Origin of the sequence: Saccharothrix lopnurensis, from assembly GCF_042658445.1 — a bacterium.
Taxonomy (GTDB): Bacteria; Actinomycetota; Actinomycetes; order Mycobacteriales; family Pseudonocardiaceae; genus Actinosynnema; species Actinosynnema lopnurensis.
In genome coordinates this window covers 88,423-110,675 of sequence record NZ_JBHSQO010000016.1, presented here as the reverse complement: position 1 = coordinate 110,675, position 22,253 = coordinate 88,423, and the positions used below count along the sequence as shown (strand labels likewise).

General features: G+C 72.3%; 22 protein-coding genes and 1 tRNA gene. 6 read left to right on the top strand and 17 right to left on the bottom strand.

Translation table 11 applies throughout. The features are described 5' to 3' along the window. Positions 1 to 63: 63 nt before the first annotated feature. From ACFP3R_RS18015 to ACFP3R_RS18000, 4 genes are all read right to left on the bottom strand, one after another. Positions 64 to 2,061: a serine/threonine-protein kinase gene (locus tag ACFP3R_RS18015; protein WP_380637375.1), complete on the bottom strand. Its 1,998-nt coding sequence runs from the start codon at positions 2,059 to 2,061 to the stop codon at positions 64 to 66. Between the two features lie 256 nt (positions 2,062 to 2,317). Next, a complete protein-coding gene (locus ACFP3R_RS18010; RefSeq protein ID WP_380637374.1) occupies positions 2,318 to 3,631 on the bottom strand; it encodes an alpha-lytic protease prodomain-containing protein in 1,314 nt (437 codons plus the stop codon). A gap of 118 nt (positions 3,632 to 3,749) precedes the next feature. Further along, a complete protein-coding gene (locus tag ACFP3R_RS18005; protein ID WP_380637373.1) occupies positions 3,750 to 6,734 on the bottom strand; it encodes a UvrD-helicase domain-containing protein in 2,985 nt (994 codons plus the stop codon). 49 nt (positions 6,735 to 6,783) lie between these two features. Then, a complete protein-coding gene (locus ACFP3R_RS18000; RefSeq protein ID WP_380637372.1) occupies positions 6,784 to 7,125 on the bottom strand; it encodes a winged helix-turn-helix transcriptional regulator in 342 nt (113 codons plus the stop codon). Between the two features lie 157 nt (positions 7,126 to 7,282). Between ACFP3R_RS18000 and ACFP3R_RS17995 the strand changes: the two genes are divergently transcribed. After that, complete coding sequence (locus ACFP3R_RS17995; protein WP_380637371.1) at positions 7,283 to 8,149, top strand: NAD(P)-dependent oxidoreductase; 867 nt, start codon at positions 7,283 to 7,285, stop codon at positions 8,147 to 8,149. Positions 8,150 to 8,184: 35 nt separating this feature from the next. On the opposite strand, the gene ACFP3R_RS17990 is transcribed toward ACFP3R_RS17995, so the two are convergent. The 6 genes from ACFP3R_RS17990 to ACFP3R_RS17965 form a co-directional block, all read right to left on the bottom strand. Further along, entirely contained in the window at positions 8,185 to 8,790 is a 606-nt protein-coding gene (locus ACFP3R_RS17990) for a hypothetical protein (protein ID WP_380637370.1), read from the bottom strand. 43 nt (positions 8,791 to 8,833) lie between these two features. Then, positions 8,834 to 9,499: a Crp/Fnr family transcriptional regulator gene (locus ACFP3R_RS17985; RefSeq protein WP_380637427.1), complete on the bottom strand. Its 666-nt coding sequence runs from the start codon at positions 9,497 to 9,499 to the stop codon at positions 8,834 to 8,836. A gap of 336 nt (positions 9,500 to 9,835) precedes the next feature. Next, positions 9,836 to 11,122 carry a histidine--tRNA ligase gene (hisS, locus tag ACFP3R_RS17980; protein WP_380637369.1) on the bottom strand — a complete coding sequence of 429 codons (1,287 nt, stop codon included), beginning with the start codon at positions 11,120 to 11,122 and terminating at the stop codon, positions 9,836 to 9,838. A 539-nt stretch (positions 11,123 to 11,661) separates the two neighbouring features. Beyond that, positions 11,662 to 12,690 carry a helix-turn-helix domain-containing protein gene (locus ACFP3R_RS17975; protein WP_380637368.1) on the bottom strand — a complete coding sequence of 343 codons (1,029 nt, stop codon included), beginning with the start codon at positions 12,688 to 12,690 and terminating at the stop codon, positions 11,662 to 11,664. Between the two features lie 207 nt (positions 12,691 to 12,897). Next, a complete protein-coding gene (locus ACFP3R_RS17970) occupies positions 12,898 to 14,100 on the bottom strand; it encodes a helix-turn-helix domain-containing protein (RefSeq protein ID WP_380637367.1) in 1,203 nt (400 codons plus the stop codon). Between the two features lie 198 nt (positions 14,101 to 14,298). Further along, positions 14,299 to 14,442 carry a hypothetical protein gene (locus ACFP3R_RS17965; protein WP_380637366.1) on the bottom strand — a complete coding sequence of 48 codons (144 nt, stop codon included), beginning with the start codon at positions 14,440 to 14,442 and terminating at the stop codon, positions 14,299 to 14,301. 108 nt (positions 14,443 to 14,550) lie between these two features. Between ACFP3R_RS17965 and ACFP3R_RS17960 the strand changes: the two genes are divergently transcribed. Next, a complete protein-coding gene (locus ACFP3R_RS17960; RefSeq protein ID WP_380637365.1) occupies positions 14,551 to 14,742 on the top strand; it encodes a hypothetical protein in 192 nt (63 codons plus the stop codon). Between the two features lie 278 nt (positions 14,743 to 15,020). On the opposite strand, the gene ACFP3R_RS17955 is transcribed toward ACFP3R_RS17960, so the two are convergent. The 5 genes from ACFP3R_RS17955 to ACFP3R_RS17935 form a co-directional block, all read right to left on the bottom strand. Beyond that, positions 15,021 to 15,093: transfer RNA gene (locus ACFP3R_RS17955), tRNA-Ala, on the bottom strand. A 70-nt stretch (positions 15,094 to 15,163) separates the two neighbouring features. Beyond that, on the bottom strand, positions 15,164 to 15,823 hold the full coding sequence (sepX, locus tag ACFP3R_RS17950; protein ID WP_380637364.1) for a divisome protein SepX/GlpR: 660 nt from the start codon (positions 15,821 to 15,823) through the stop codon (positions 15,164 to 15,166). A 157-nt stretch (positions 15,824 to 15,980) separates the two neighbouring features. Next, on the bottom strand, positions 15,981 to 16,637 hold the full coding sequence (locus ACFP3R_RS17945; RefSeq protein ID WP_380637363.1) for a GNAT family N-acetyltransferase: 657 nt from the start codon (positions 16,635 to 16,637) through the stop codon (positions 15,981 to 15,983). Further along, on the bottom strand, positions 16,638 to 17,861 hold the full coding sequence (gene glp / locus ACFP3R_RS17940) for a molybdotransferase-like divisome protein Glp (protein ID WP_380637362.1): 1,224 nt from the start codon (positions 17,859 to 17,861) through the stop codon (positions 16,638 to 16,640). Positions 17,862 to 17,878: 17 nt separating this feature from the next. Next, positions 17,879 to 18,760 carry a UTP--glucose-1-phosphate uridylyltransferase gene (locus ACFP3R_RS17935; RefSeq protein WP_380637361.1) on the bottom strand — a complete coding sequence of 294 codons (882 nt, stop codon included), beginning with the start codon at positions 18,758 to 18,760 and terminating at the stop codon, positions 17,879 to 17,881. Positions 18,761 to 18,795: 35 nt separating this feature from the next. On the opposite strand from ACFP3R_RS17935, the gene ACFP3R_RS17930 reads away from it, so the two are divergent. The 4 genes from ACFP3R_RS17930 (at position 18,796) to mscL (ending at position 20,965) form a co-directional block, all read left to right on the top strand. Further along, positions 18,796 to 19,362, top strand: a complete 567-nt coding sequence (locus ACFP3R_RS17930; RefSeq protein ID WP_380637360.1) for a 5-formyltetrahydrofolate cyclo-ligase — start codon at positions 18,796 to 18,798, stop codon at positions 19,360 to 19,362. A gap of 101 nt (positions 19,363 to 19,463) precedes the next feature. After that, complete coding sequence (locus ACFP3R_RS17925; RefSeq protein WP_380637359.1) at positions 19,464 to 19,817, top strand: FmdB family zinc ribbon protein; 354 nt, start codon at positions 19,464 to 19,466, stop codon at positions 19,815 to 19,817. Between the two features lie 84 nt (positions 19,818 to 19,901). Continuing rightward, a complete protein-coding gene (locus ACFP3R_RS17920) occupies positions 19,902 to 20,411 on the top strand; it encodes an SAF domain-containing protein (RefSeq protein WP_380637358.1) in 510 nt (169 codons plus the stop codon). Positions 20,412 to 20,530: 119 nt separating this feature from the next. Then, the gene (gene mscL, locus ACFP3R_RS17915) at positions 20,531 to 20,965 is read left to right on the top strand and encodes a large conductance mechanosensitive channel protein MscL (RefSeq protein ID WP_380637357.1); all 435 of its coding nucleotides are present in this window, start codon (positions 20,531 to 20,533) and stop codon (positions 20,963 to 20,965) included. A gap of 575 nt (positions 20,966 to 21,540) precedes the next feature. Here mscL and ACFP3R_RS17910 read toward each other — a convergent pair. Then, positions 21,541 to 21,732, bottom strand: a complete 192-nt coding sequence (locus ACFP3R_RS17910) for a hypothetical protein (protein ID WP_380637356.1) — start codon at positions 21,730 to 21,732, stop codon at positions 21,541 to 21,543. Next, positions 21,729 to 22,229: a MogA/MoaB family molybdenum cofactor biosynthesis protein gene (locus ACFP3R_RS17905; RefSeq protein ID WP_344033797.1), complete on the bottom strand. Its 501-nt coding sequence runs from the start codon at positions 22,227 to 22,229 to the stop codon at positions 21,729 to 21,731. Before ACFP3R_RS17905 ends, ACFP3R_RS17910 begins: the two co-directional genes overlap by 4 nt. Between the last annotated feature and the right edge of the window lie 24 nt (positions 22,230 to 22,253).

Below are 22,253 nucleotides of genomic sequence, written 5' to 3'. Positions count from 1 at the left end.
AACGGCCCGCACCGGGCACGGCGGACCCGACCGCCGCCGTGCTCGCGCGCCCCTCGGACCGGGTCAGCGCACGGGCCGGGTCGGCGGCTCCGGCCGGTCGATCATCCTGGTCACCGGGCCCTCCTTGCTCAGCCCCGCCTGCGACAGCCACGAGGACAGCTCGGCCCGGATGGAGGCCAGCGACGGCCGCTTGGCCGGGTCCGCGTCCAGCGCGCTGGTCAGCAGCCGGACGTGGGCGCTGCGCTGGGGCAGCTTCACGCACGGCTCGCCCTGCGCGGCCGCCATCAGCGAGGAGATCGGGTTCTCCCGCGACCCGCGCGGCGGGTGGCCGGTCAGCGCGTAGCTGACCGTGGCGGCGAGCTGCCAGGCGTCCGAGGCCGGGCTGGCGGCCTCGCCCCGGGCGGTCTCCGGGGCCAGGAAGTCGGGGGTGCCGACCATCATGCCGGTGGCGGTGAGCGTGCTGTCGCCCTTGGACCGGGCGATGCCGAAGTCGATCAGGTGCGCGGTGCCGTGGGTGTCGACGATGACGTTCGACGGCTTCACGTCCCGGTGCAGCACGCCCTCCTCGTGCGCGGCGACCAGCGCGTCGGCCATGTTCACCCACAGCCGGGCGGCCAGCGTGTCGGCCAGCAGGCCCTGCTTGAGCACCACCTCGGACAGCGGCTGCCCGTCGATGTACTCCATGATGATCGCCAGGCCGTCCGGGTCCTGCACGATGTCGAACACGCGCACGCAGTTCGGGTGCCGCACGGCCGCCAGGGCGCGGGCCTCGCGGACCATGCGCTGCTCGGTCTCGTTGTCCGGGGCGTGCGCGAGCTTCACCGCGACCGTGCGGGCCAGCTGCTCGTCCACGGCCAGCCAGACCGTGCCGAACCCGCCCCGGCCGAGCTGGCGGACGCGCCGGAACCGGCCGCTCGCCGGGTTCCACACCCTGCCGGAGTCGGTCACCGGGGTCGGGTTGGAGCCGCCCGTCGAGTGCCCGCCCGCGTTCGGCCCGAACGGCAGCGGACCGGGGGTGTCGGCCAGCTTGGCGGGCTGCTCCACGCGCGTGGGCGGGTAGGAGGTGGGCGGCCTGGGCGTCGGCTGCGAGGGCGCCGGCTGCGAGGGCCGCCCGTCGGCGACCCGCGTCGGCGGGTACTGCCGGTGGGGCGGCGTCACGGGCCGGTACGGCGCGGGCTGGTAGGGCGGGATCTTCGCGGGCTGGTAGGGCGGCGGCTTCTCCGACTGGTAGGGCGGCGGCTTCTCGGGCTGGTACGGCGGCGGCTGGTGGGCCTGCGGCTGGGTCTGCCTGGGCTGCGGCTGGGTCTGCTTGGGCTGGGACGGCAGCTGCTTCTGGGACGGCTGCGGCGGCGGCGTCCTGGACGCCGCGGGTTGCGGGTTCGGGTTCCCGCGATCGCGACCGGGGCGGTTGAGCATGGCGGTAGTCAACCCGAAAACCTTGACCACCAGGGAGCCCATCAGGGCGATCGGGAAGAACCCGAGCAGCAGGTGGCCCACCAGCGTCACGGGCAGTGCCGACGTGGCCACCAGCAGCACCAGGAACGGCGGCCAGAACACCCGGCGCGGCCAGCTCGGGCCGAGCCGGAAGGCCGAACCGGCCTGGAGCATGACGAACAGCAGGCACAGCAGCGCCAGCAGGCCCGTCACCCCGCCCGCGATCATGAACACCACGCCGCCGTTGAACGCCTCCAGGATCGACGGCGCGCCGACCAGGTAGTCGAACTGGGTGAACGCCACGCACGGCGACCCGTCCAGGGACCGGACGCCCTCGGCCGCGCCGGTGCGCAGCAGCTTGTAGGTGGCCGAGAAGGCCACCCACGGCAGGACCAGCGTGCTCGTCACGCCGAGCACGGCGAAGATCGCGCCCGTGATCGGCCCGTAGGAGTTGCCGACCACCCGGCGCACGGTGATCGACAGCAGCGCGGCGACGGTCGGCAGCGCGCCGACGAGCGCGCCGAACGCGGTGGCGGTCCACGCCCAGTCGCCGGGGCACAGCCCCACGCCGGCCCAGCCGTGCAGCCACGCCAGCAGCGACTCGGCCAGCTCCACGACGCGCACCACCCCTTCTCCTCGCCCCTCAGGGTACGGGTGCGGGGCCCGCCGCCGGGGTCGCTCGACCGACGCGGTCCCGTTCCGCACCGGTCACGCCGGTGTCACGGCGGGTCGGGCGGGCGGGTCGGGCGGGCGGGTCCGGGAGCGGGTTCGGCGGTGGGTTCGGCAGCCGGGCCGGGAGCGGGTTCGGGAAGTCCGGGGAGCGGGTTCGGGAACGCGGGGAAGGGGCCCGGCCGGAGCCGGACCCCCGCGCGTGCGGTCGCCGCTAACCCACGCGCTCCCACAGGGCGGGCACCGTCGGTGGATCCCAGCCCGTTTGGGACGTGTGCCCCTGCAAGCACCTGTACCCGGCGCCGGCGTACGTCACGAGGGAGCCCGCCGCGTACGCGACACCCGGCTGCCAGGTGGTCTGACCCGGGTTCGTGGTCGTCGTGGTCGGTGACGTCGGGTCCGTCGTCGGCGACCCGCCCTCGACCACCAACCGCAGGCCGTAGACCTGGAGGATCTCGTTGACCGGCTGGAAGTAGATCGTCCCGCCGGACGTGCAGTTCCCGGAACCACCGGAGGTGACGCCCTGCGCCTGGTCACCGGTCAGCCACGAGCCGCCGGAGTCGCCGGGCTCGGCGCAGGCGTTCGTGCGGGTCAGACCGGTGATGGTGCCCTCGGGGTAGGTCACCGAGGCGTTCTTCTGCTGGATCGTGCCGCAGCGCCAGCCCGTGGTGGAGCCGGAGCGGCACACCGACGCGCCCACCGCCGCCTCGGTGCCGCCCCGCACCGGCACCGTGCCGGGGTAGCGGTTGACCAGCGGCCGGCCGGTGTTGCCCGCCGCCGTGCGCACCCACGCGTAGTCGTTGCCCGGGAAGCTGGACGCGACGACCGACCCGGTGGGCTGGGTGGTGGCGGTGCCCGCGCGCCCGCAGTGCCCGGCCGTGACGAACCCGCCCTCGACCGGGAACCCGACCGAGCACCGGGAGCCGCCGAAGTAGTAGGCGTTGCCGCCGATCACGTCGATCAGCGGGCGCGGTTCCTCGGCGGAGCGCTCGACCCGGACCGCGTCCCCGGTCAGGCCGCCGGCCTCGGCGAACGCCCGCCCGGCCGCGACGTCGCGGGCCAGCACGACGACCGCGTTGGTGGGCGTGTCGACGTACCAGCCGGGCACGCTCTTGGGCGCGTTGCGCGCGTTCGCGTCGAGCCTGGCCTTGAGCGCGTCGAGCTGCGCCAGGGTGCGCGGAACGAGCCTGGGGGTGGCGCCCGCGTCCCGCACCGACCGGACCTGGGAGGCGGTCGTGACGCCGACCACCAGCTCGCGGGCGTCGGCTTCGAGCCAGGCGCCCGCGAACGCGGGGCCGAGGCGGGCCTTCAGGGTGCTCTCGGTCACGGCCGCGGCCGCCTCCCGGTCGAGGCGGTCGCGCGCCTGGTCCGGGGTGATGCGGAAGTCGCGGGCCATGGCCGCGACGAGGCCGCCGTCCGGGTCGGTGCGCGGGGGTGGGCCGGCGCTCGCCGTGGTGGTCAGGGCCGCCGCCAACCCGGCAGCGCCCAGGACCGCCGCGGCGATCGCGGCAACTGGTCGTCGAGTCATCCGCTGTCTCCTCGCAGGGGGTGGTGACACGGGATCCGAGGACCGACGCTAGCCGGCGAGGCGGTGCGGGGGATGTGCCAGTCGGGTCCTAACGTCGCGTTATGGTCCAGTCCAATTCCTAGAGCAGGCTGAGCTGCGTGCCCTTGCGCCTGCGCCGCGGCCGGGGGTCGCCGACCTGCTCGAAGGACGCCAGCGACGCCAGGAACGGCGACCGCGGCCGCGCGGTGGTGTGGCTGAGGAACAGGTGCCGCCGCGCCCGGGTCATGCCGACGAACAGCAGGCGGCGCTCCTCGGCCACGGCCTCCGCGTCGTCCTCGCCCGGCCACCGCATCGGCAGCAGGCCGTCCTCGCAGCCGACGACGAACACCACCGGGAACTCCAGGCCCTTGGAGGCGTGCAGGGTCAGCAGCGAGATGCGGTCGGCCCGCGGGTCCCACGTGTCGACCTCGACGCCCAGCGCCAGCTCCGTGCGGAACCGCTCGACGTCCGCGCCGCACTCGCCGGCGAGCGGTTTGAGCAGCTCGTAGGCGGTGTGGTCGTCCCCGGCCACGGCGCGCACGCGCTCCAGCACGGTCCCGCCGGGCGCGTGCGCGACCTCGTGCGCGATCCGGGCCACGCCGGGGCGGTCGGCCAGCCGGTCGTGCGAGCGCTTCTGGAACGGCAGGCCGGACCTGGTCAGCGCGTCCACCAGGGCGCGCGACTGCCGATCGGTCCGGTAGAGCACCGCGAAGTCCGAGAAGCCCAGGCCCCGCGTGCCGTCGGAGGACACCCGGCCGCTGTCGAACGAGTGGAACGAGGCCCCGCCCAGCACCTGCTCGACCGTCCGCGCCACGAACGCCGCCTCGGCGGCCTCCGACGGGGCGTGGTGCACGCCGATCGCCGCGTCGCCGTGGTCCACCACCGGCGTCAGCTCGCGACCGGGCACCAGCGACGACGGCGCGATGACCTCCAGCGCGCCGCGCACCACCGCCGCGGACGACCGGTAGTTGCGGGTCAGGTGCACGGTCCGGGCGGTCGGGAAGTCCTCCCGGAAGCGCAGGAAGAACCCGACGTCCGCGCCGCGGAACCGGTAGATCGCCTGGTCCGGGTCGCCGATCGCGGTCAGGTTGCCGTCCGGCGGCGCGAGCAGCCGCAGCAGCCGGTACTGCTGCTCGTCCACGTCCTGGTACTCGTCGACCGACACCCACCGCCACCGGTCGCGGTAGGCCGCCACCAGCTCGGGCGAGCCCTCCAGCAGGGCCAGGGGCAGCGCGATCAGGTCGTCGAAGTCGACCAGGTCCTGCTCGCGCAGCGCCGCGAGGTACCGCTCGTCCCGCGTCGCGACCAGCGCCTTGGCGGCCTTGTCGTCGGCGGCCAGGGTCCGCGCCACGGCCAGCTGCCGGTCCGGGTCGGCCACGCCGAATGACGCCGACAGCCCCACCGCCGCGTGGTGCTCGCGCAGCACCAGCACCCCGAGCGAGTGGAACGTGGCGATGGTCAGGTCGGCCGCGTGGTCGGGCGCGAGCACGGCCAGCCGCTCGGCCATCTCCTCGGCCGCGCGGCGGGTGAACGTGATGGCCAGGCACGACGGGGCGGGCACGCCGCGCGCGGTCACCAGGTCCGCGATCCGGTGCGTCAGCGTGCGGGTCTTGCCCGTGCCCGGCCCGGCGATGATCAGCAGCGGCCCGCCCCCGACCTCGGCGGCCGCGCGCTGCTCCGGGTCCAGCCCGTCGAGCAGCGACCCGTCCCCGCGGGCCGGTTCCGGCTCGGCCGGACCCTCCACAACGGACTCCTCCGGCGCCTTCGCGGGCGCCTTGCGCGGCGCCTTCGCCGGCACCGCGGGCTCGACGGGCTCGGCGTCGAACAGGGCCGGCGAGGACGCGCGCCGGGTCAGCTCACCGGGCTCGAACACCCGGATCACGCCGTACTCGCCGTCGTAGCCGGAGTCCCGCACCACCTCGCCGCGCCGCAGCCGCGCCACCGCCTCGGCCAGCAGCGGCGAGTGCGCCCCGATGTCGTCCACCGGCACGTCCTGGAGGATGACCAGCTCCGGCCCCAGCGCCGCGGTGAGCTTGTCGACCTGCGCCAGCACCCTCTTGCTCTTCGGCCCCACGCCGAGGATCTCGCCCACGATCTCCGGCAGCGGCACCAGGCTGGTGAAGCCGCCGGAGGGCGCCGGGGTGTCGCGGTCGGCCAGCTCCTCCACCCGGCTGAGCACGCCCACCGTCAACGGCTTGGCGCAGACCGGGCAGATCCCGTTGTGCGCCAACGTCTCCCGCGGCTCCAGGCGCACACCGCACTTGCGGTGGCCGTCGACGTGGTACTTGCCCTCCTCGGGGAAGAACTCCAGCGTGCCGCCGAACCCCTCGCCCGTCTCCAGCGCGCGCCGCACCGCGTAGTAGTCCAGGTCGGTGTCGAACACCGTGGCCTCGCGCCCCAGCGCGGGCGGCGAGTGCGCGTCGGAGTTGCTGACCAGCCGGTACCGGTCCAGACCGGACACCCGCCGGTTCATGTCCGGGTCGGACGACAGCCCCGTCTCCACCGCGAAGACGTGGTCGGCCAGGTCGGCGTAGCAGTCCTCGACCGCGTCGAACCCGGACTTCGAGCCGAGCACCGCGAACCACGGCGTCCAGACGTGCGCGGGGACCAGGTAGCCGCCGCACTCCAGGGTGATCTCCAGCAGGTCGCGGGAGTCGAGCCCGAGGATCGGCCGCCCGTCCGAGCCGATGTTGCCGATCCTGGCCATGCGCGCGTTGAACCGGGCCGCGGACTCCAGGTCCGGCATGTAGACCAGGTGGTGGACCTTGCGCGTGTGGCCGTCGCGCTTGTAGATGGTCGAGATCTCCACCGACAGCATGAACCGCACCGGCGCGGCGGCCAGCGACGGCGGCAGCGTGCGGTCGATCTCCCGGTCGAGGTCCTCGCGCAGCCGGAAGAGGCCCGGCGCCGCCTCGACCAGGTTCTCGGTCAGGTGGTCGTACCAGGCGGGGTGGGTGAAGTCCCCGGTGCCCACGAGCGAGATGCCCTTGCGCCGCGCCCACCACGTGAGGTGTTCGAGGTCGCAGTCGCGGCTGCACGCCCGTGAGTACTTGGAGTGGATGTGGAGATCGGCCACGAAACGCACCGAACCGATGGTAGTCCCGACCCCCGACACCGCCCGGACGGGCCGCCGCTCAGCCGGTGGCCCCGTCGACCGACGGCACCGGGACGTTCTCCCGCCCCCACTCCCCCAGCGGCTCCAGCGCCAGGTTGAGCGCGCGCCCCCGGTCGGTCAGCGAGTACTCGACCCGGGGCGGCACCTCGTCGTGCGCCTCGCGCCGCACCAGGCCGTCCCGCTCCATCTCGCGCAGGTGCGAGGCGAGCACCTTCTCGGTGACCCCCGGCAGCAGCCGGCGCAACCGGCCGAAGCGGCAGCACGGGTGCTCGCCCAGCGCCCAGAGGATCGAGACCTTCCACTTGCCCTCGATCACGGTCATCGCCGCGTCGAGCCCGCACCCGTGCGCGAACGCCCTCATGCCCCCACCCCTCCGGGCCTCATCCCCCTGGCCCCCATCCCTCCGGCGCCCATCCCTCCGGCGCCCACCCCTCTGGCCTGCTCGCTTCCCCCAGGGTAACCACGCACCCGCAAGTGCGTACTTGATCAACTGAGCGGCCCGCGGCGACCCTGGGCCCGTGACCAAGACCCCGCTGACCCTCCTCGGCCTCGGCGCGATGGGCGCCGCCCTCGCCGAGTCCTGGCTCGCCGACGACCACCCCCTGACCGCCTGGAACCGCACGCCCGCGCGCGCCGAGGCCCTCGCCGGCCGGGCGGCGGTGACGGGCACGGCCGCCGAAGCGGTGGCGGCCAACCGCCTCGTCGTGCTGTGCCTGCTGGACGACGCCTCGATCACCGAGGCCCTGGACGGCGTCGACCTCACCGGCAAGGACGTCGTCAACCTGACCACCGGCACCCCGGCCGAGGCACGGGCCCGAGCCGGGTGGGCGCGGGAGCGGGGCGCCCGCTACCTCGACGGCGGGATCATGGCCGTCCCGCCGATGATCGGCGTGCCGGACTCGGGCGGCTACGTGTTCTACAGCGGCTCGCCGGACCTGTTCGAGGAGCACGGGTCGACCCTCGCCGTGCCCGCGGGCGCCCGGTACGTCGGCGAGGACGCGGGCTTCGCCGCCCTGCACGACCTGGGGCTGCTCAGCGCGATGTACGGGATGTTCGCGGGGGTGACGCACGCCTTCGCCCTGATCCGCGGTGAGGACGTCTCCCCCGCCGCGTTCGGCGTGCTGCTGGCCGAGTGGCTCACCGCCATGGGGGGGCACGCGGTCGAGACGGGGAAGCGGCTGGAGAGCGGCGACCACACCACGGGCGTCGTGTCCAACCTCGCCATGCAGGCCGCGGGCATCCCGGCGTTCCTCGACACGGCCGAGGCTCAGGGCGTGAGCCCCGAGCTGCTGGCGCCGTTCTTCTCCCTGGTGCGACGCCACGTCGCCGAGGGGCACGGCGACGAGGACGGCGCGGGCCTGGTCGACCGGCTCCGCGTCGGCTGACCGGTGGTGGGCGTGGCGACGCCCACCACCGGTCCTCAGCCCGTGTGCTCGCGCTTCGGCACGTGGATCCAGGCCACCTGCTGGAAGCCCTTCACGTCCACCTCGACCGGCCGGAAGGCGATCCGGTCGAGGCCGCGCTCGCCGCTGAGCACGACGTCGGTGTGGAAGCGGTCGGACACGACCAGGCCGAAGTCCTCCTCCGGGGCATCGGCGACGGCCTGGCGGAACGGCGCGGCGTCGATCAACCTGGCCGCCGCGACCACCGCCTCACCGGTGACGTTCGGCGGGTCGATCACGGTCGCGCCCGCGTCCAGGGAGATCCGCAGACGCAGGCGGTGTTCGTCGTTGAAGGGTTTGTTGACGTCGGCCAACGCCAGGTCGAGCTCGTGCAGCACGATGTCCGCCGCGACCCACGCCTTCGGGATGCCCGCCTCGAAGGCGAGGAGCGCGCTGTCCCCGTCCGTGCGGCGGAAACGCCGCACGGACGCGTAGACCGAGTGGTGGTCCAGGCTTTCCAGGGCTTGGTCGAGCGCCGAGGTCAACGCCTGGTCGAGGTGTGCCTGCCTGCGCCGACCGCTGGAGCTGGAGTTCGCCACGTCCAGCTTCACGACGGTGCAGTCGGTGGCAAGGGGAACGCTCACGGTACGCCTCGCTGATGGGGTTGTTGATCGGGAACGTTGCCTTTTACCTTTCAGGGCACTCCCCGGTCCCACCACATCCGTTGATGTCTTCTCCGCAGATTTGCCTTGACAAGGCCGCGCGGAGGCAGCGGAGGCACGGGACGAGCACCTTCCGCTTCCGCGGCATCGGGTCTAGGAGGTTGCGCCTGCGCAACGCCTGCACGGCCCGGTGCGCGGACGGCCCCGAGATCTCGGCCAGTTGACCCAGTTCCTCCTGGGTCAGCGGCACCAGCAGGCTCCCGGACGCGGGATCGTCGGCGTAGACCTCGGCCACCTCGACCAGGACCCGCAGCAGGCGCGGCACCGCCGTGCCCGGCCCGCCCTCCAGGCGCTTGCTCTCCAGTTTGTGCAGCTTGCCGACGACCAGGCGCAGGATGTCGCCCTGCACGAGCGGGTGGTCGTAGAGGAACCGGAGAAATCGGTGGCCCGGGATCTTCACGACCGCCACTTCGTCGTGCGCCACCACGGAGGCGGTCCTCCGCCCCTCGGCGAAGAACGCCATCTCGCCCAGCAGCTCACCGGGGCGACGGATGCCCAGCAGCCGGACGCGGCCCTCGGTGTCCCTGTTCTCGATCTTGACGTGACCGCGGCGCAGCACCATCACGCAGTCACCGGTCTCGCCCTGCCTCATGAGGCAGGCGCCCGCGCCGAACCGGGCGAGGCGACCCATGCTGATCAAGTCGTCGAATTGTTCGAGGGGAATCCTCGACTGGAAGGTGTGCACGCCCCGAACCGCCCCCTGCCGTTCACGGAGAGTCCAGCTGTTCACCACATGGAGGAACAGGATGCCCGTTCGCCGCCCGGAATTCCAGTCGAGACAACCAAAAGATCAAGGTCCGTTCACCTGGCGGCGCAGGGAATTCCACCCAACGGGAAATGGATCACGCACAATTCCTTTATGGACAGCCCGGACCGGCGGGTCCTCGCGCGAGGTGAAAAGGAAACAGCGTTGTTTCCACGCGACCGGGCGGGGGTGGCCGACGACCACCCCCGCCCGGAGCCGGGATCAGTCGGCCCCGTCGGCGCCCAGCGGGCGCTCCGGCTCGGCGGTCCCGTCGGCGGAGCCGGCGCGCAGGTGGACGAACCCGGTGAAACCCTGCGCCTCCAGGCGGTTGAGCTGCGCCGGCAGCTTGCCGCTGCGCCGCAGCACCGTGGTCTCCCGCCCCCGCGCGCGTTCGGCGCGGGCGCGCTCCAGCGCGTGGGAGACGGGCACGTCGGCCTCGAACAGCACGGCCAGGGCCGAGCGGGCGGGCACCTCGGGGATCAGGTCCACGATGCGCTCGAAGCCCAGGGAGAACCCGCAGGCCGGCACGTCCCTGCCCAGCGAGCGGCCCACGAGCCGGTCGTACCGGCCGCCGCCCGCGACGGACGAGGACGAGTCCGGGTGCGAGATCTCGAAGATCTGGCCCGTGTAGTAGCCCATGCCCCGCACCAGCGTCGGGTCGAACTGCCAGCGGATCGGGCGGGTCGAGTCGAGGTCGGCCAGGCACCCGACCGTCGTGGCCAGGTCGGACACCACCTCGTCGGCCAGGTTCGGCACGGCGTCGGCGAGCCGGTCCGCGACCTGGTCCGCCAGCCCGGTCAGCCCCTCGATGACCGACCGGACCTCGTCCACGGCCGTCGCGGGCAGGCCGCGCTTCTCGACCAGCTCGGCGCGGACGCCGTCCCAGCCGATCTTGTCGAGCTTGTCCAGGCCGATGAAGAACCCGGACCACTCGGCCTCCGCGAGCCCCGCGTGCGCGGCCAGCGCCGACAGGAAGCGCCGGTCGGACAGCCGCACGGTGGTGCCGGTGATGCCGACGGCGTCCAGCGCCTCGGTCGTCGCCTCGATCAGCTCGACCTCGGCGAGCACCGAGGCGTCGCCGACCAGGTCGATGTCGCACTGGTAGAACTGGCGGTAGCGGCCCTTCTGGGGGCGCTCGGCCCGCCACACGGGGGCGAACTGGAACGCCCGGAAGGGCGTGGGCAACGCGGCGTGGTTGTTGGCGTAGAAGCGCACCAGGGGCACGGTCAGGTCGAACCGCAGGCCCAGGTCGACGAGATCCCCGACCGGGGTCCCGGCCTCCACGTCCTCACCGAGGCCCCGCCTGAGGACCTGGAAGATCAACTTCTCGTTCTCGCCGCCCTCGCCGCCCCGCAGCCGCCGGATGTCCTCCAGCGCGGGCGTCTCGATGCGGTGGTAGCCGTAGCGGTGGTAGACCTCGCTGATCCGGCCCAGGACGTGGTCACGCGCGGCGACGCGGTCCGGGAGCAGGTCACGGGTGCCACGCGGCGGACTGTTGTCGATCTTCACCTATCGGCCCTCTACGACTCGCGTTCTGCGGGTTCGCCCGGCCCGCGGCGCACTTCGGGGCACCCACCGGGGCCCGCCCCACCACGACCCGAACCGCTGAAAGGTACCCCTCCGACGACGAGCGCGTTCACCTACCGACACCGGACGGGAACGAAGGGTCCCGAGAGGACCCGAACCAAGACGTGGACCGGAATCCGGGACCCGGCCCCGAATCGGAGGTCCGGGGGCACACCCCCGGGACAAACGACGAGGCGAGGCGGTTTGCGCTCTCCGCAAACACACCCCGCCCCTCGACGAGTGGACCTGAGTACACAGCATGAGAACTCCGTTGTGGCTGCTCAGGGGCCTGAGCTGCTGATCAGGACCGTTGGCTCCCGAGACACCCACACCTGAGGTTGTGCACCTCTCCAGCCCCTGGGCTGTCTCCCCCACACCCCTGGGAGACAGCCCAGGGGCTGTTGCCACCTCCACAGGGAGGCAAGGACCCTGTTCGCCTCCCGCTTGCCGTGGTCAAGCAGAAGACTCGGGCGCTGACCCCGTCAGAGGTCTGTCACGACTGTGCAGTCGCGGAGTGACCGCACCAGTTTCGAGGCGAGGACCCAGCGGATGGCGGGGTCCTCGAAGGCGACCGGTTCACTGGTGACGGGGATGAGGGTGTCGGCTCCCTGGCGGTAGTGCAGGCCGTCGACTCCATGAATCGGGTGTTCACGTGCACGGATGACGAAGTGCCCTTCCTTGCGCAGGGCGGGGCAGACACGGGTCGCCAGATGGGCGCAGGGCAGGCAGATCGGGGGTTCGGCGACGACCATCCCTTCGGGCCACCCCGACCACTCACGGGTGCGGTCGGGAATGAGCCAGAGGGTGCCGTCGTCGTTGCGGTCGGCGGGGTTTCCGCAGACCTGGCAGAGCAGCTTGCGCATGGCGCGGCGTTGGCGGTGGACGTGGATCTGGGCGAACCTGGGCGTGCCGTGGCCGGGGTTGATGGTGGCGCGGTCCCACAGGACGCCCTGGCTGTCGCGGTCGCCGAGGATCTCGTCCGCGTAGGCGATTCCCCTCCCGCCGGGGAGCACCACCAGTCGCGGGTCCTCCACCACCTCCTCGCTCCACATGGCGATGTAGGGGACGACGAGACGTGACCTGCCCATCCCCACGTTGCCGGGGTGGTCCGGGACGCACGCTGTCAATGCTGATGGCATCAGTGCTGTTGCCTCCGTCGACATGGGTCTGTTCGGGCAGCGGGCAGGACGGGTGAGGTCAGGCGGTTCGTCGAGCGTGACCGGTGTCTTCGACATTCCCGTGCAGCGCTCTGCCGCTGTCGATGCCGGGCACCACCACTTCGGTTTCGCCCTCACGACCTCGAAGTAGCGGTCGAACCGGGCGAACACAGCGACCACGCCCGCGATGAACGCCGCACCCGGCTGGAGATCACCCGCGAGAATCCGCGTGACGGTGGAGCGATTCACCCCAATGGCCCTGGCCAGAGCAGAGTCGGATCGCAGACCAGCGGCTTCGCGGGCCCGGCACAGCTCTTCCCTGCGAAGCCGAATGCCGTACAACGAAGGTTCCACCACGTCCCTCCTCGCCGTTTTATCAGCGGATTGCGGCGGTGCTCGGCCACGGGGTCGCACCGCAGCACTCGCATTAGTTCGACACCTGCTCACGAGCGCATCCGAAGTCCTCCGAAAACGCTCATAGCGTCACCTCCCGTGTCGGAAGTGACGCTATGAGTGATTGGCCTGCGCCCGGTAGGACAGAGCGTCCTACTTTGTCCCCGATCAGGTGGTGGAGTCCACACCCAGCCGGCGCGCCAGGCCGAAAAGCGACGATGCCTTCACGCGGCGTCGCTGGTTCTCGACCAACTCGCCGACCACGAGCCGCGGCAACGTCTGGTAGCGAATCCAGTCGGGCGCCATTCTTTCCATCGTCAACAGGGTGTCGAGCGCCTTCTGATCTTGGCCGAGCCGCGCGAGAGCGCAGGCGCGGTCGGCCAGGTGCCGGGCACTGGACGCCAGTGGCAGCCGTCCGTCTCGCGGCATCTTCTTAGCGGCGTTCAGGGCGTCGGCGTAGTTCTCCGTCACCACGTGCACGTCGACGGTCTGCATGACGACCTGGCTGGGACCGAACGCCGTCTCGTAGTCGTCGCGGTCGTACCCGATCCGATCAGCCGCCTCCCCCGCCGACCTCATGAAATCCCGTGCGTCATCCACCCTCTGAGCACGTCCGGCCGCCGTCGCGGCGGTGATCAGCAGGCTGCCGAACGCGGACAGGTGCTCAGGCGCAACATCGCCGCTCGGCTCGATGCCGACCGCCGTAGCGGTCGAAACCCGGATCGACTCGTCGTAGCGACCCTGCACGAGGAGCTGCCAGGCAACCGAACCGCGCAGCGTCGCGTGCAACAGCGGATCATCAGCGCCTTGTGAGGCGGTCAGCGCCATCCGAATGGCCAGGTACGCCGGGTCCGGTTGTCCCATGTGCACCAGGGTGCAGCCTGTTACCCAGTACAACCGGGCCAACAGGTCGTTGGCCTTGCTCGACTCCGCCGGACTTGCGGCGTGCACCGTGGCGCGCACCTGGGTGAGAGCCGACGGCAGGAGCGACGCCAACAGCTCGTACCTGCCGGCCCAGTAGGCACCCCAGGCGTAATCCACCGTGCGCTTCGCCTCGTCAAGCGACAATGCATCACCCTCAACGTGCCCGAGAAGATCATCAACCGAGGTGAGTGCGTGGCGGATCGCCACAACGCCGGTATTCGGCTCCTCGGAGGGCACCGATGCCCCCTTGGCGAGCAACGAAGACGTGTCGAGATCGAGCGCACGCGCGATCTTGTGCAGGGTGCCGATCGATGTTCCCCGGCGGTTCTGCTCAAGCTTGCGGATCACATCGACGCTCACCCCAGCCCTGGCGGCCAGGTCTTGCTGAGTCATCTGCCTGCCACGGAAGCGGCGGATGCGATCTCCGATAGTGGTTTCCGGGTTCATCTGCGGAACCTCCCGTTCAGCGGACGGTACCTACGGTACGCATTACCCAGTCAGATGAGGACGCCGACGGCATGGCACCTCCCGGCAACGGAAGAGTGCGCCACAGCCCGAACCAAGCTCCGTTGCTTAACTCCAGACACCCGAATGGATTAACGTCAGTGGTCCAAGGCTGAGTGACGTAGTTGCCCCTACGCAACGTCAGAACAACAGCGCGGCCCCGAGGCCGACGAGCAGGGTCGCGAACATCGCGAGTGCGAGCGCGATCATCTGCCGGGGAGCGTCACCAAGCACGAGAACCGCGATGCCGACACCGAGGGAGGTGATGCAGGCGATGAAGGGCACCACCCGATCGCCAGGGGAAGGACGAGCACCCAGACCCAGGGGGCGAGCACTTCGGTGGCCACCCTGACGATCCACCGGTGAACGGTCCTGGTGTCAGTGGACGTGGTCATGGTGGTCCTGGAACTCCTTGACAGCGGCTGTGACGAGGTCCGAGCCGGCGAAGGCGTCCGCGATGCGGACGAGCTGCGCGGCTCATCGATCTCACCGATGACGACGGGCGCGGTGGTCAACGGCGGCAGGTTCCGGCGCTTGGCTTCGAGCGCGACGGCGACGCTGAAGCCGAACCGCCAGGCGACGTAGAGCAGACCGGCGACGCTGCCCGCGCCGAGCAGCCGCAACCCGAGCCGCAGGTTCGGCCGGCTGACGTGGCGCGCCGGCCGGGACATCAGCAGGACGTCGAGCAGCACCCGGCCGAAGCAGGTCGAGTACACGGCGAGGTACCGGGTCACCCAGGGCCGATCACCGTATGCGGAGTGGACCTCGGTGATCCCGTGCTGCCGCGGACGCATATGCCAAAGGGCGGACACCGGCTTATCCGGTTCCCGCCCCTGGAGGTGTTCGTACACCTTGGTCTTCGGTGGAGCTGAGGGGAATCGAACCCCTGACCTACTCGATGCGAACGAGTCGCGCTACCAACTGCGCTACAGCCCCGTGTTCAGTTGTCGTTCCGTCGTGCGGGCGAAGCATATCAGGCCCGAGGGGGTGGTCCAGCCACCCCCCTCTACTCCCCCACCGCCCGCCGGTACGGCAGCGCCTCCGGCCCGTCCAGCTCCACGAACACCGGGTCCTCGTCGTCGGTCTCCACCACGACCGTGCCGGGGCGGACCTCGTGGCGGAAGCGCGGCTGCGGGGCCAGGCCCGCCTCGTCCTCCACCTCGCCGACGACCTCGTCCGCGTGCCGGGCAGGCTGCGGCGCGTGCCGCCGCCGGGCCTGGGCCAGGCGCGCCTGCCGCCGTGCCCGGACGTCCTCCTCGATCTTCACCTGGCGGCGCAGGTACCCGAGGTAGGACACGAGGGTCACGTCCACCGCGGCGTGCGCCCACCACAGCACCGGCAGCACCAGGCCCGCGACCAGACCCGCGACCAGGGCGAGCACCAGGAGGGCGCCGACGACCCGGCGGCGGAACGCGTACTTGGCCTGGGCCGCGATCGCCGCGCCCTCCGGGTCGTACCCGCCGCGACCGGGGCGGAACGGCCGGGGCGCGTACTCCAGGTCCGGCTCGTCGTACTCGTCGTAGTCGTCGAACTCGTCGTCGGGCATGGCGTCGTACTCCTCCTCCATGCTGCCGCGCGACGCATCGGCGCGCTTGCGAGCGACCATCGGGACGAGGACGACCAACCAGGCCACGACCAGTCCCACGACGATCAGCGAACTCGGCATCCCCGTCACCTCCCCCTACCTCGCGGCGCGCTCGGTGCGCACGCCACGCTAGTCACAACAGTCACACCTGTGTCGGAGGCTCGCCGCCCGGCATACGTACGAAAGTGTGGTGTATCACCCACTTTCGGGGTATCCGAATAAGCCTCTTGGCCCAAGATCACGCGGTTCGGACGTACCCCTGGGCGGCCAAACGGCGCACCAGACCCTCCGGCGAGGTCTCCTCGGAGGTCATCGCGAAGCACAGGTGGTCGCGCCAGGCGCCCGCCACGTCGAGGTAGCGCCGGAACAGGCCCTCCTCGCGGAACCCGGCCTTGGTCAGCACCCGCAGCGACGCCGCGTTCTCCGGCCGCACGGTCGCCTCCAGCCGGTGCAGGCCGCCCTCGCCGAAGCAGTGGTCGACCGCCAGCGCCAGCGCCGCCGTGGCCACGCCGCCGCGCGCCCGGTCGGCCGCCACCCAGTAGCCGACCCACGCCGAGCGCAGCGAGCCGCGCACGACGTTGCCCACGGTGATCTGCCCGGCCAGCTCACCGTCCACGGTGATCGTGAACGGCATCGCCTGGCCGCGCCGGGCCGAGGACTTCAGCGCCGACCACTGGGCGGGCCAGGCCAGCGCCGCGTTGCGCTCGTGCCACCCGTCGACCGCGGTGGGCTCCCAGTCCTCCAGGTACGCCTGGTCGCGCAGCCGGATCCGCGACCACGGCGAGGCGTCGAGCAGCTTCGGCGGGCGCAGCGCCACCAGGCCCGCGGCGACCCGCAGCGGTCCGAGCCGCGCGGGCCAGCCGGGGTGTCGCCCGCCCTCCCACGCCAGACCCATCTATCCCCTTTGCGCCAGGAAGGTGACCAGGACCTCGTCGCCGACCGCCACGTCCGTCACGTCCTCGTCGACCACGACCAGGCAGTTCGCCTCGGCCAACGAGGCCAGCAGGTGCGCACCCGACGTACCCAGCGGCTGCACCAGGTACTCGCCGCTCTCGGCGTCGCGCAGCAGTTGGCCGCGCAGGTAGCCGCGCCGCCCCTTGGTCGAGGTCAGCGGCGACAGCAGCCGGGCGCCGACCGCCCGCCGGTACGGGTTGCGCTTGCCCAGCGCGGCCCTGATCAGCGGCCGGACCAGCACCTCGAACACGACCAGCGCGCTCATCGGGTTGGCGGGCAGCAGGAACGTGGGCACGGCGTCCGGGCCGAGCCGCCCGAAGCCCTGCACCGAACCGGGGTGCATGGCCACCCGGGTGCAGTCCAGGTCGCCCAGGTCGGCCAGCGCGGCGCGCACCTCGTCGCCGATGACGCCCCCGACGCCACCCGCGACGACCACGATCTCCGACAGCAGCAGCCTGCCCTCGACGACCTCCCGCAGCCGGCGCGGGTCGGCGGACAGGATGCCGACCCGGCTGACCTCGGCGCCCGCGTCCCGCGCGGCGGCGGCCAGGGCGTAGGAGTTCACGTCGTAGACCTGCCCCTGGCCGGGGGTGCGGTCGACGTCCACCAGCTCCTCGCCGACGGAGATCACCGACACCCGCGGCCGGGGGTGGACCAACACCTTGTTGCGCCCGACGGCGGCCAGCAGGCCGACCTGGGCGGCCCCGATGGACGCGCCGCGGCGGACCGCGACGTCACCGGTCTGCACGTCCTCGCCGGTGCGGCGCACGTAGGCGGCGGACGGCACGGACTGCCGCACGGCCACCTTCGCCGGGTGCTCGTCGGTGTGGCCGAGGGGCACCACGGCGTCGGCCAGCGTCGGCAGGGGCGCGCCGGTCGCGACCCGGACCGCCTGGCCCGGTTGCAACCGCCGCGGTTGGCGCGACCCGGCGGGGATCTCGCCCACCACCGGGAGCGTGACCGGGTCCTCGTCGGCGTTCTGCACGTCCACGCTGCGCACCGCGTAGCCGTCCACCGCCGCCTGGTCGAACCCCGGCAAAGCGCGCTCGGCGACGACCTCCTCGGCGCAGAGCAGCCCCTGCGCCTCGGAGATCGCGACCCTCACCGGGGCCGGCCGCACCGCGGCGGCCACCACCCTGGCGAGCTGCTCGTCCACTGACCTCATGTGTTGTTGACCCTCGTTCAGGAGTTGTCGAGGCGTTCCCGCAACCACTCCCCCAGCTCGGCACCGTAGTCCGGGTGCTCTAGTGCGAAGTCAACCGCAGCCTTGAGGAAACCCCCGGGATTGCCGAGGTCGTGTCGCCCACCCCGGTGGACGACGACGTGCACGGGGTGACCCTCGTTGATCAGCAGCGCGATGGCGTCGGTGAGCTGGAGCTCGCCGCCGGCGCCCGGCGTGATGCGCTTGAGCGCGTCGAAGATCGCCCGGTCGAGGAGGTAGCGGCCGGCCGCGGCGAACGTCGAGGGCGCGTCCTCGGCCTTGGGCTTCTCCACCATGCCGATGACCTGCTTGACGTCGTCGTCACCGGTCTCGCGCACGTCGAAGACGCCGTAGGCGGAGATCTGCTCCCGGGGGATGTCGAACGCGCACAGCACGCTGCCGCCGAACTGCTCGCGGACGGCCGCCATCTTGCCCAGCACGCCGGTGGGCAGCACCAGGTCGTCGGGCAGCAGGACGGCCACGGCCTCGTCCTCGCCGGTCAGGTTGCCCTCGGCGCAGCCGACCGCGTGGCCCAGGCCCAGGGCCTTGTCCTGGATCGCGGTCTCGACGGTGAGCAGGGTGGACGCGCGGCGGACCTTGTCGAGCAGGTCGGACTTGCCGCGGGCTTCGAGCGTCCGCTCCAGCTCCGGCTGCGGGCGGAAGTACTCCGCCACCGCGTCCTTGCCGGGGGAGGTCACGATCACCAGCTTGGTCGCGCCCGCCTCGGCGGCCTCGGTGGCGACCAGTTCGATGCCGGGGGTGTCGACGACCGGCAGCAGCTCCTTGGGCACCGCCTTGGTGGTCGGGAGGAAGCGCGTGCCCAACCCCGCCGCGGGCACGATTGCTGTCTGGAAGGCGCTCATGAACTGCGAGGGTAACGGCGTGCGTGAGGTGATCTGTGACGACGTCCGGTGAACGTGACCAGAAGCTCACGCTGCGCACACGGCTGCGGGCCCTCCGGCGCAGCGGACCGGTGCCCGACATGTCGGCCGAAGTGCTGCTCGCCGTTGATGCTTTTGCCGTTTCCGCCGGTCAGACCGTGTGTGCTTATCTCGCTTCGCGGTTCGAGCCGGGGTCGTTGGCGATGGTGGGGGCGCTGCGGTCGCGCGGGTGCCGGGTGCTGCTGCCGGTGGTGGTCGGGCCGGCGCTGGACTGGGCGGTCTACGACGGGGAGCTGAGGGCCGGGGCGTTCGGGCTGCGGGAGCCGGTGGGGCCGCTGCTGGGCCCGGCGGCGGTGGGGTCGGCGGCGCTGGTGCTGGCGCCCGCCCTGGCGGTCGACCACGCGGGGGTGCGGCTCGGCAAGGGCGGCGGGTACTACGACCGGGCCCTCGGGTTGTCCACAGGTCCGGTGGTGGCGGTTGTGCGCGACGAGGAGTTCGTGCCCTCCCTGCCCGCCGAGCCCCACGACGTGCCGGTGGACGCGGTCCTGACGCCGTCGCGGGGGCTGGTCCGGCTGCCGCTGTGACGCTGACCTGTGGTGTTTGCGCGGTCTATGCCGGGTGACGCATCATTGGTGTTGGCACTCTCGACGTCCGAGTGCCAAGAGGACTCGTTGGAGGGCTTGCCGTGCCGACCTACCAGTACGCCTGCACCGAGTGCGACCACCGGTTCGAGGCGGTGCAGTCCTTCTCCGACTCCGCCCTGACCGAGTGCCCGCAGTGCTCCGGCAGGCTGCGCAAGCTGTACGGCGCGGTGGGCGTGGTGTTCAAGGGCAGCGGCTTCTACCGGACGGACAGCCGGGCCTCGTCGTCCGCGGCCGCGTCCTCCTCGAAGGGCGAGTCGAAGGGCGAGTCGAAGGGTGACTCGAAGGGCGGGTCGAAGAGCGAGTCGTCCTCTTCGCCCGCTTCGCCGACGCCCTCGTCGTCGTCCGCGTCGTCGTCTTCCTCGTCCTCGTCCGCACCGGCCTCCGCCGCGTCCTGACGTTCCCGACCGCCGCCCCCGAGTTGTCCACAGCTCGGGGGTTCGCCCTTTTCCACCCCCCGCCACCCCCCTAGCGTCGAAGCCGTGATCCTCCACCTGAGAAGGTTCCTGGCCCTGCTGCTGGCGCTGGTGGCCGCCGTCCTGGCCGTGCTGCCGGACGGCCCGCTGGTCGACGTGCTCGTGGCGGCGCGCGACCTGCCGCCGGACGTGCCCCTCACCGAGGCCGACATCCGCGAGGTCGCCATGCCACCGCCCCTGGCGCCGTCCGGGGCCGTGTCGCGGGCCGCGGCCGTGGGGCGCGGGCTGGTGGGCGCCGCGCGGGCGGGTGAACCTCTGACCGACGCGCGGTTGGCGCCGGTCGACCCCGGGGTGTCGGCCGTGGCGGTGCGGCTGGCCGACGGCGGCGTGGCCGGGTTGCTGCGGCCGGGCAGCCGGGTGGAGGTGGTCGGCGCCGGGGCCCAGGTGCTGGCGGCGGACGCCTCGGTGGTCGCGGTGCGCGACGAGGAGGTGGTCGTGGTGTCGGCGGCGCGCGCGGCGGCCCGGCGGGTGGCCGCCGAGTCGCTGGCGGGGCCGGTCACGCTGATCCTGCGCTGATCCCGCGCCGACCCCGCGCCGAGGAGTCCGGACGCGTACCCGGCACCTCCTCGGGGTAGGTCGTGGGGTCGTTACCCTCCGCTCGCCCCATAGAACTCATGCGAACAAGGAGCCGGCTCGTGATCAAGGGCTTCAAGGACTTCCTCATGCGCGGGAACGTCATCGACCTGGCCGTGGCCGTGGTCATCGGCACCGCGTTCAACGACATCGTGAAGTCGTTCACGGAAAAACTGATCAACCCGATCGTGGCGTCCTTCGGCGGCGCGAACGTGAACGGGCTGGCGGTCCAGCTCGGCGACAACGAGAAGACGGTGATGGATTTCGGCTCGGTCATCACCGCGATGATCAACTTCCTGATCGTCGCGGCGGTCGTCTACTTCATCTTCGTGCTGCCGATGAACACGATCAGGGAACGGCGCAAGCGCGGCGAGGAAGCCGGGCCGCACGAGCCGACCGATGTCGAGCTGCTGAAGGAGATCCGGGACCTGTTGGTGGCGCAGCAGGGCGGGTCCGGGCCGAGCGTGCCGAGGAAAGGACCGTTCAACGAGAGCTGACCGACGCGGCGCACCGGGCTGGTGAGCCCGGTTCGGCGCGCCTCTGGTGTCGCAGGTTCGGTGTCGCAGGTTCGGTGTCGCAGGCCGGGCACCACGGGCCTGATGCCCCGGACGGGTGCTGCGAGCCCGGGTGCCGCGAGCCCAGGTGCCACAAGCCCGGGTGCCGCGAGCCAGGTGGCACCGAGGCAGGGGTGCCGCAGGTTCGGCACCGCCGGCCGGGTCGTGCCGCGAACCCGGTCCGGCGGTGGGCGCGGGAAGGGGTTGTCCAACCGACGCGGCCGGCGGCTGGCCGTTCCCAACATCGGGCGGTCACCACCCTGAACCCATCGGAGGTCCCGTGCTCACCGCCGTCCGTTCCGCGGCCGCCGCGCCGGCTGTCGCGGCCGGTCTGACCGTCGTCACCGCGCCGGCCGCCACCGCGGCGCCCCGCGTCCTCTACTTCTCGGACCTGGACCGGTGCCGCGTGGCGCAGCTCAACTACGCCCGTTCGGGGTGGTTCATCCGCCAGGGCTGCACCGCGGACGTCCACGTCAACGGCACGCCGGCCCGCCGGCGGCTGATGGTCGAGCAGCGGGTCAGCCGTGGTGGGGCGGGCGGTTCTCCTCGTACCACTCGTCCCCCCGCGCCGCGGGGCGCGGCTCGTCCGACGACGACTCCGGCAGCACGTCGCCGAAGACCTCCGCCAGGCGCCGGCGACGTGCCGCCTCCTCCGCGTCGGCAGCGGCTGCCGGCGCGGAGGGGGCGGCGGTGTCGTCCGGTCCGGTCACGCCTCGTCCAGGCCGGACAGCTGGTCGATCACGTACGGCACGAGCGCCGACAACGTCGCCATGCCGTCGCGCACCGCCGCCCGCGAACCGGCCAGGTTCACCACGAGGGTGCTGCCCGACACGCCGACGAGGCCGCGGGAGATGCCCGCGTCCACCGCGCCCGCCGCCAGGCCCGAGGCCCGCAGCGCCTCGGCGATGCCGTTGATCGGCCGGTCGAGCACGCCCTGCGTGGCGTCCGGCGTCATGTCCCGGGGCGACACACCAGTGCCGCCGACGGTGACCACGAGGTCGACGCCACCGATGACCGCGGTGTTGAGCGCGGCGCGGATGCCCGCCACCTCGCCCTCCACCGCGACGGTGCCGTCGACGATGAACCCTGCTTCTTCCAGCAGCTCCGTGACCAGCGGCCCCGTGCTGTCGTCGTGCTCACCGTGCGCCACCCGGTCGTCCACGATCACGACCAGGGCGCGTCCGAGGCGCTGCGCGCTGCGTTCCATGCGGATCACCGTATCCGGTGCCCC

Excerpts from the sequence above, each read along its gene's own strand:
- ACFP3R_RS18010 (WP_380637374.1), bottom strand. The coding sequence starts at position 3,631 with ATGACTCGACGACCAGTTGCCGCGATCGCCGCGGCGGTCCTGGGCGCT.
- ACFP3R_RS18000 (WP_380637372.1), bottom strand. The coding sequence starts at position 7,125 with ATGAGGGCGTTCGCGCACGGGTGCGGGCTCGACGCGGCGATGACCGTG.
- ACFP3R_RS17985 (WP_380637427.1), bottom strand. The coding sequence starts at position 9,499 with ATGGGTCGCCTCGCCCGGTTCGGCGCGGGCGCCTGCCTCATGAGGCAG.
- ACFP3R_RS17970 (WP_380637367.1), bottom strand. The coding sequence starts at position 14,100 with ATGAACCCGGAAACCACTATCGGAGATCGCATCCGCCGCTTCCGTGGC.
- ACFP3R_RS17960 (WP_380637365.1), top strand. The coding sequence starts at position 14,551 with ATGGTGGTCCTGGAACTCCTTGACAGCGGCTGTGACGAGGTCCGAGCC.
- sepX (WP_380637364.1), bottom strand. The coding sequence starts at position 15,823 with ATGCCGAGTTCGCTGATCGTCGTGGGACTGGTCGTGGCCTGGTTGGTC.
- ACFP3R_RS17945 (WP_380637363.1), bottom strand. The coding sequence starts at position 16,637 with ATGGGTCTGGCGTGGGAGGGCGGGCGACACCCCGGCTGGCCCGCGCGG.
- glp (WP_380637362.1), bottom strand. The coding sequence starts at position 17,861 with ATGAGGTCAGTGGACGAGCAGCTCGCCAGGGTGGTGGCCGCCGCGGTG.
- ACFP3R_RS17935 (WP_380637361.1), bottom strand. The coding sequence starts at position 18,760 with ATGAGCGCCTTCCAGACAGCAATCGTGCCCGCGGCGGGGTTGGGCACG.
- ACFP3R_RS17905 (WP_344033797.1), bottom strand. The coding sequence starts at position 22,229 with ATGGAACGCAGCGCGCAGCGCCTCGGACGCGCCCTGGTCGTGATCGTG.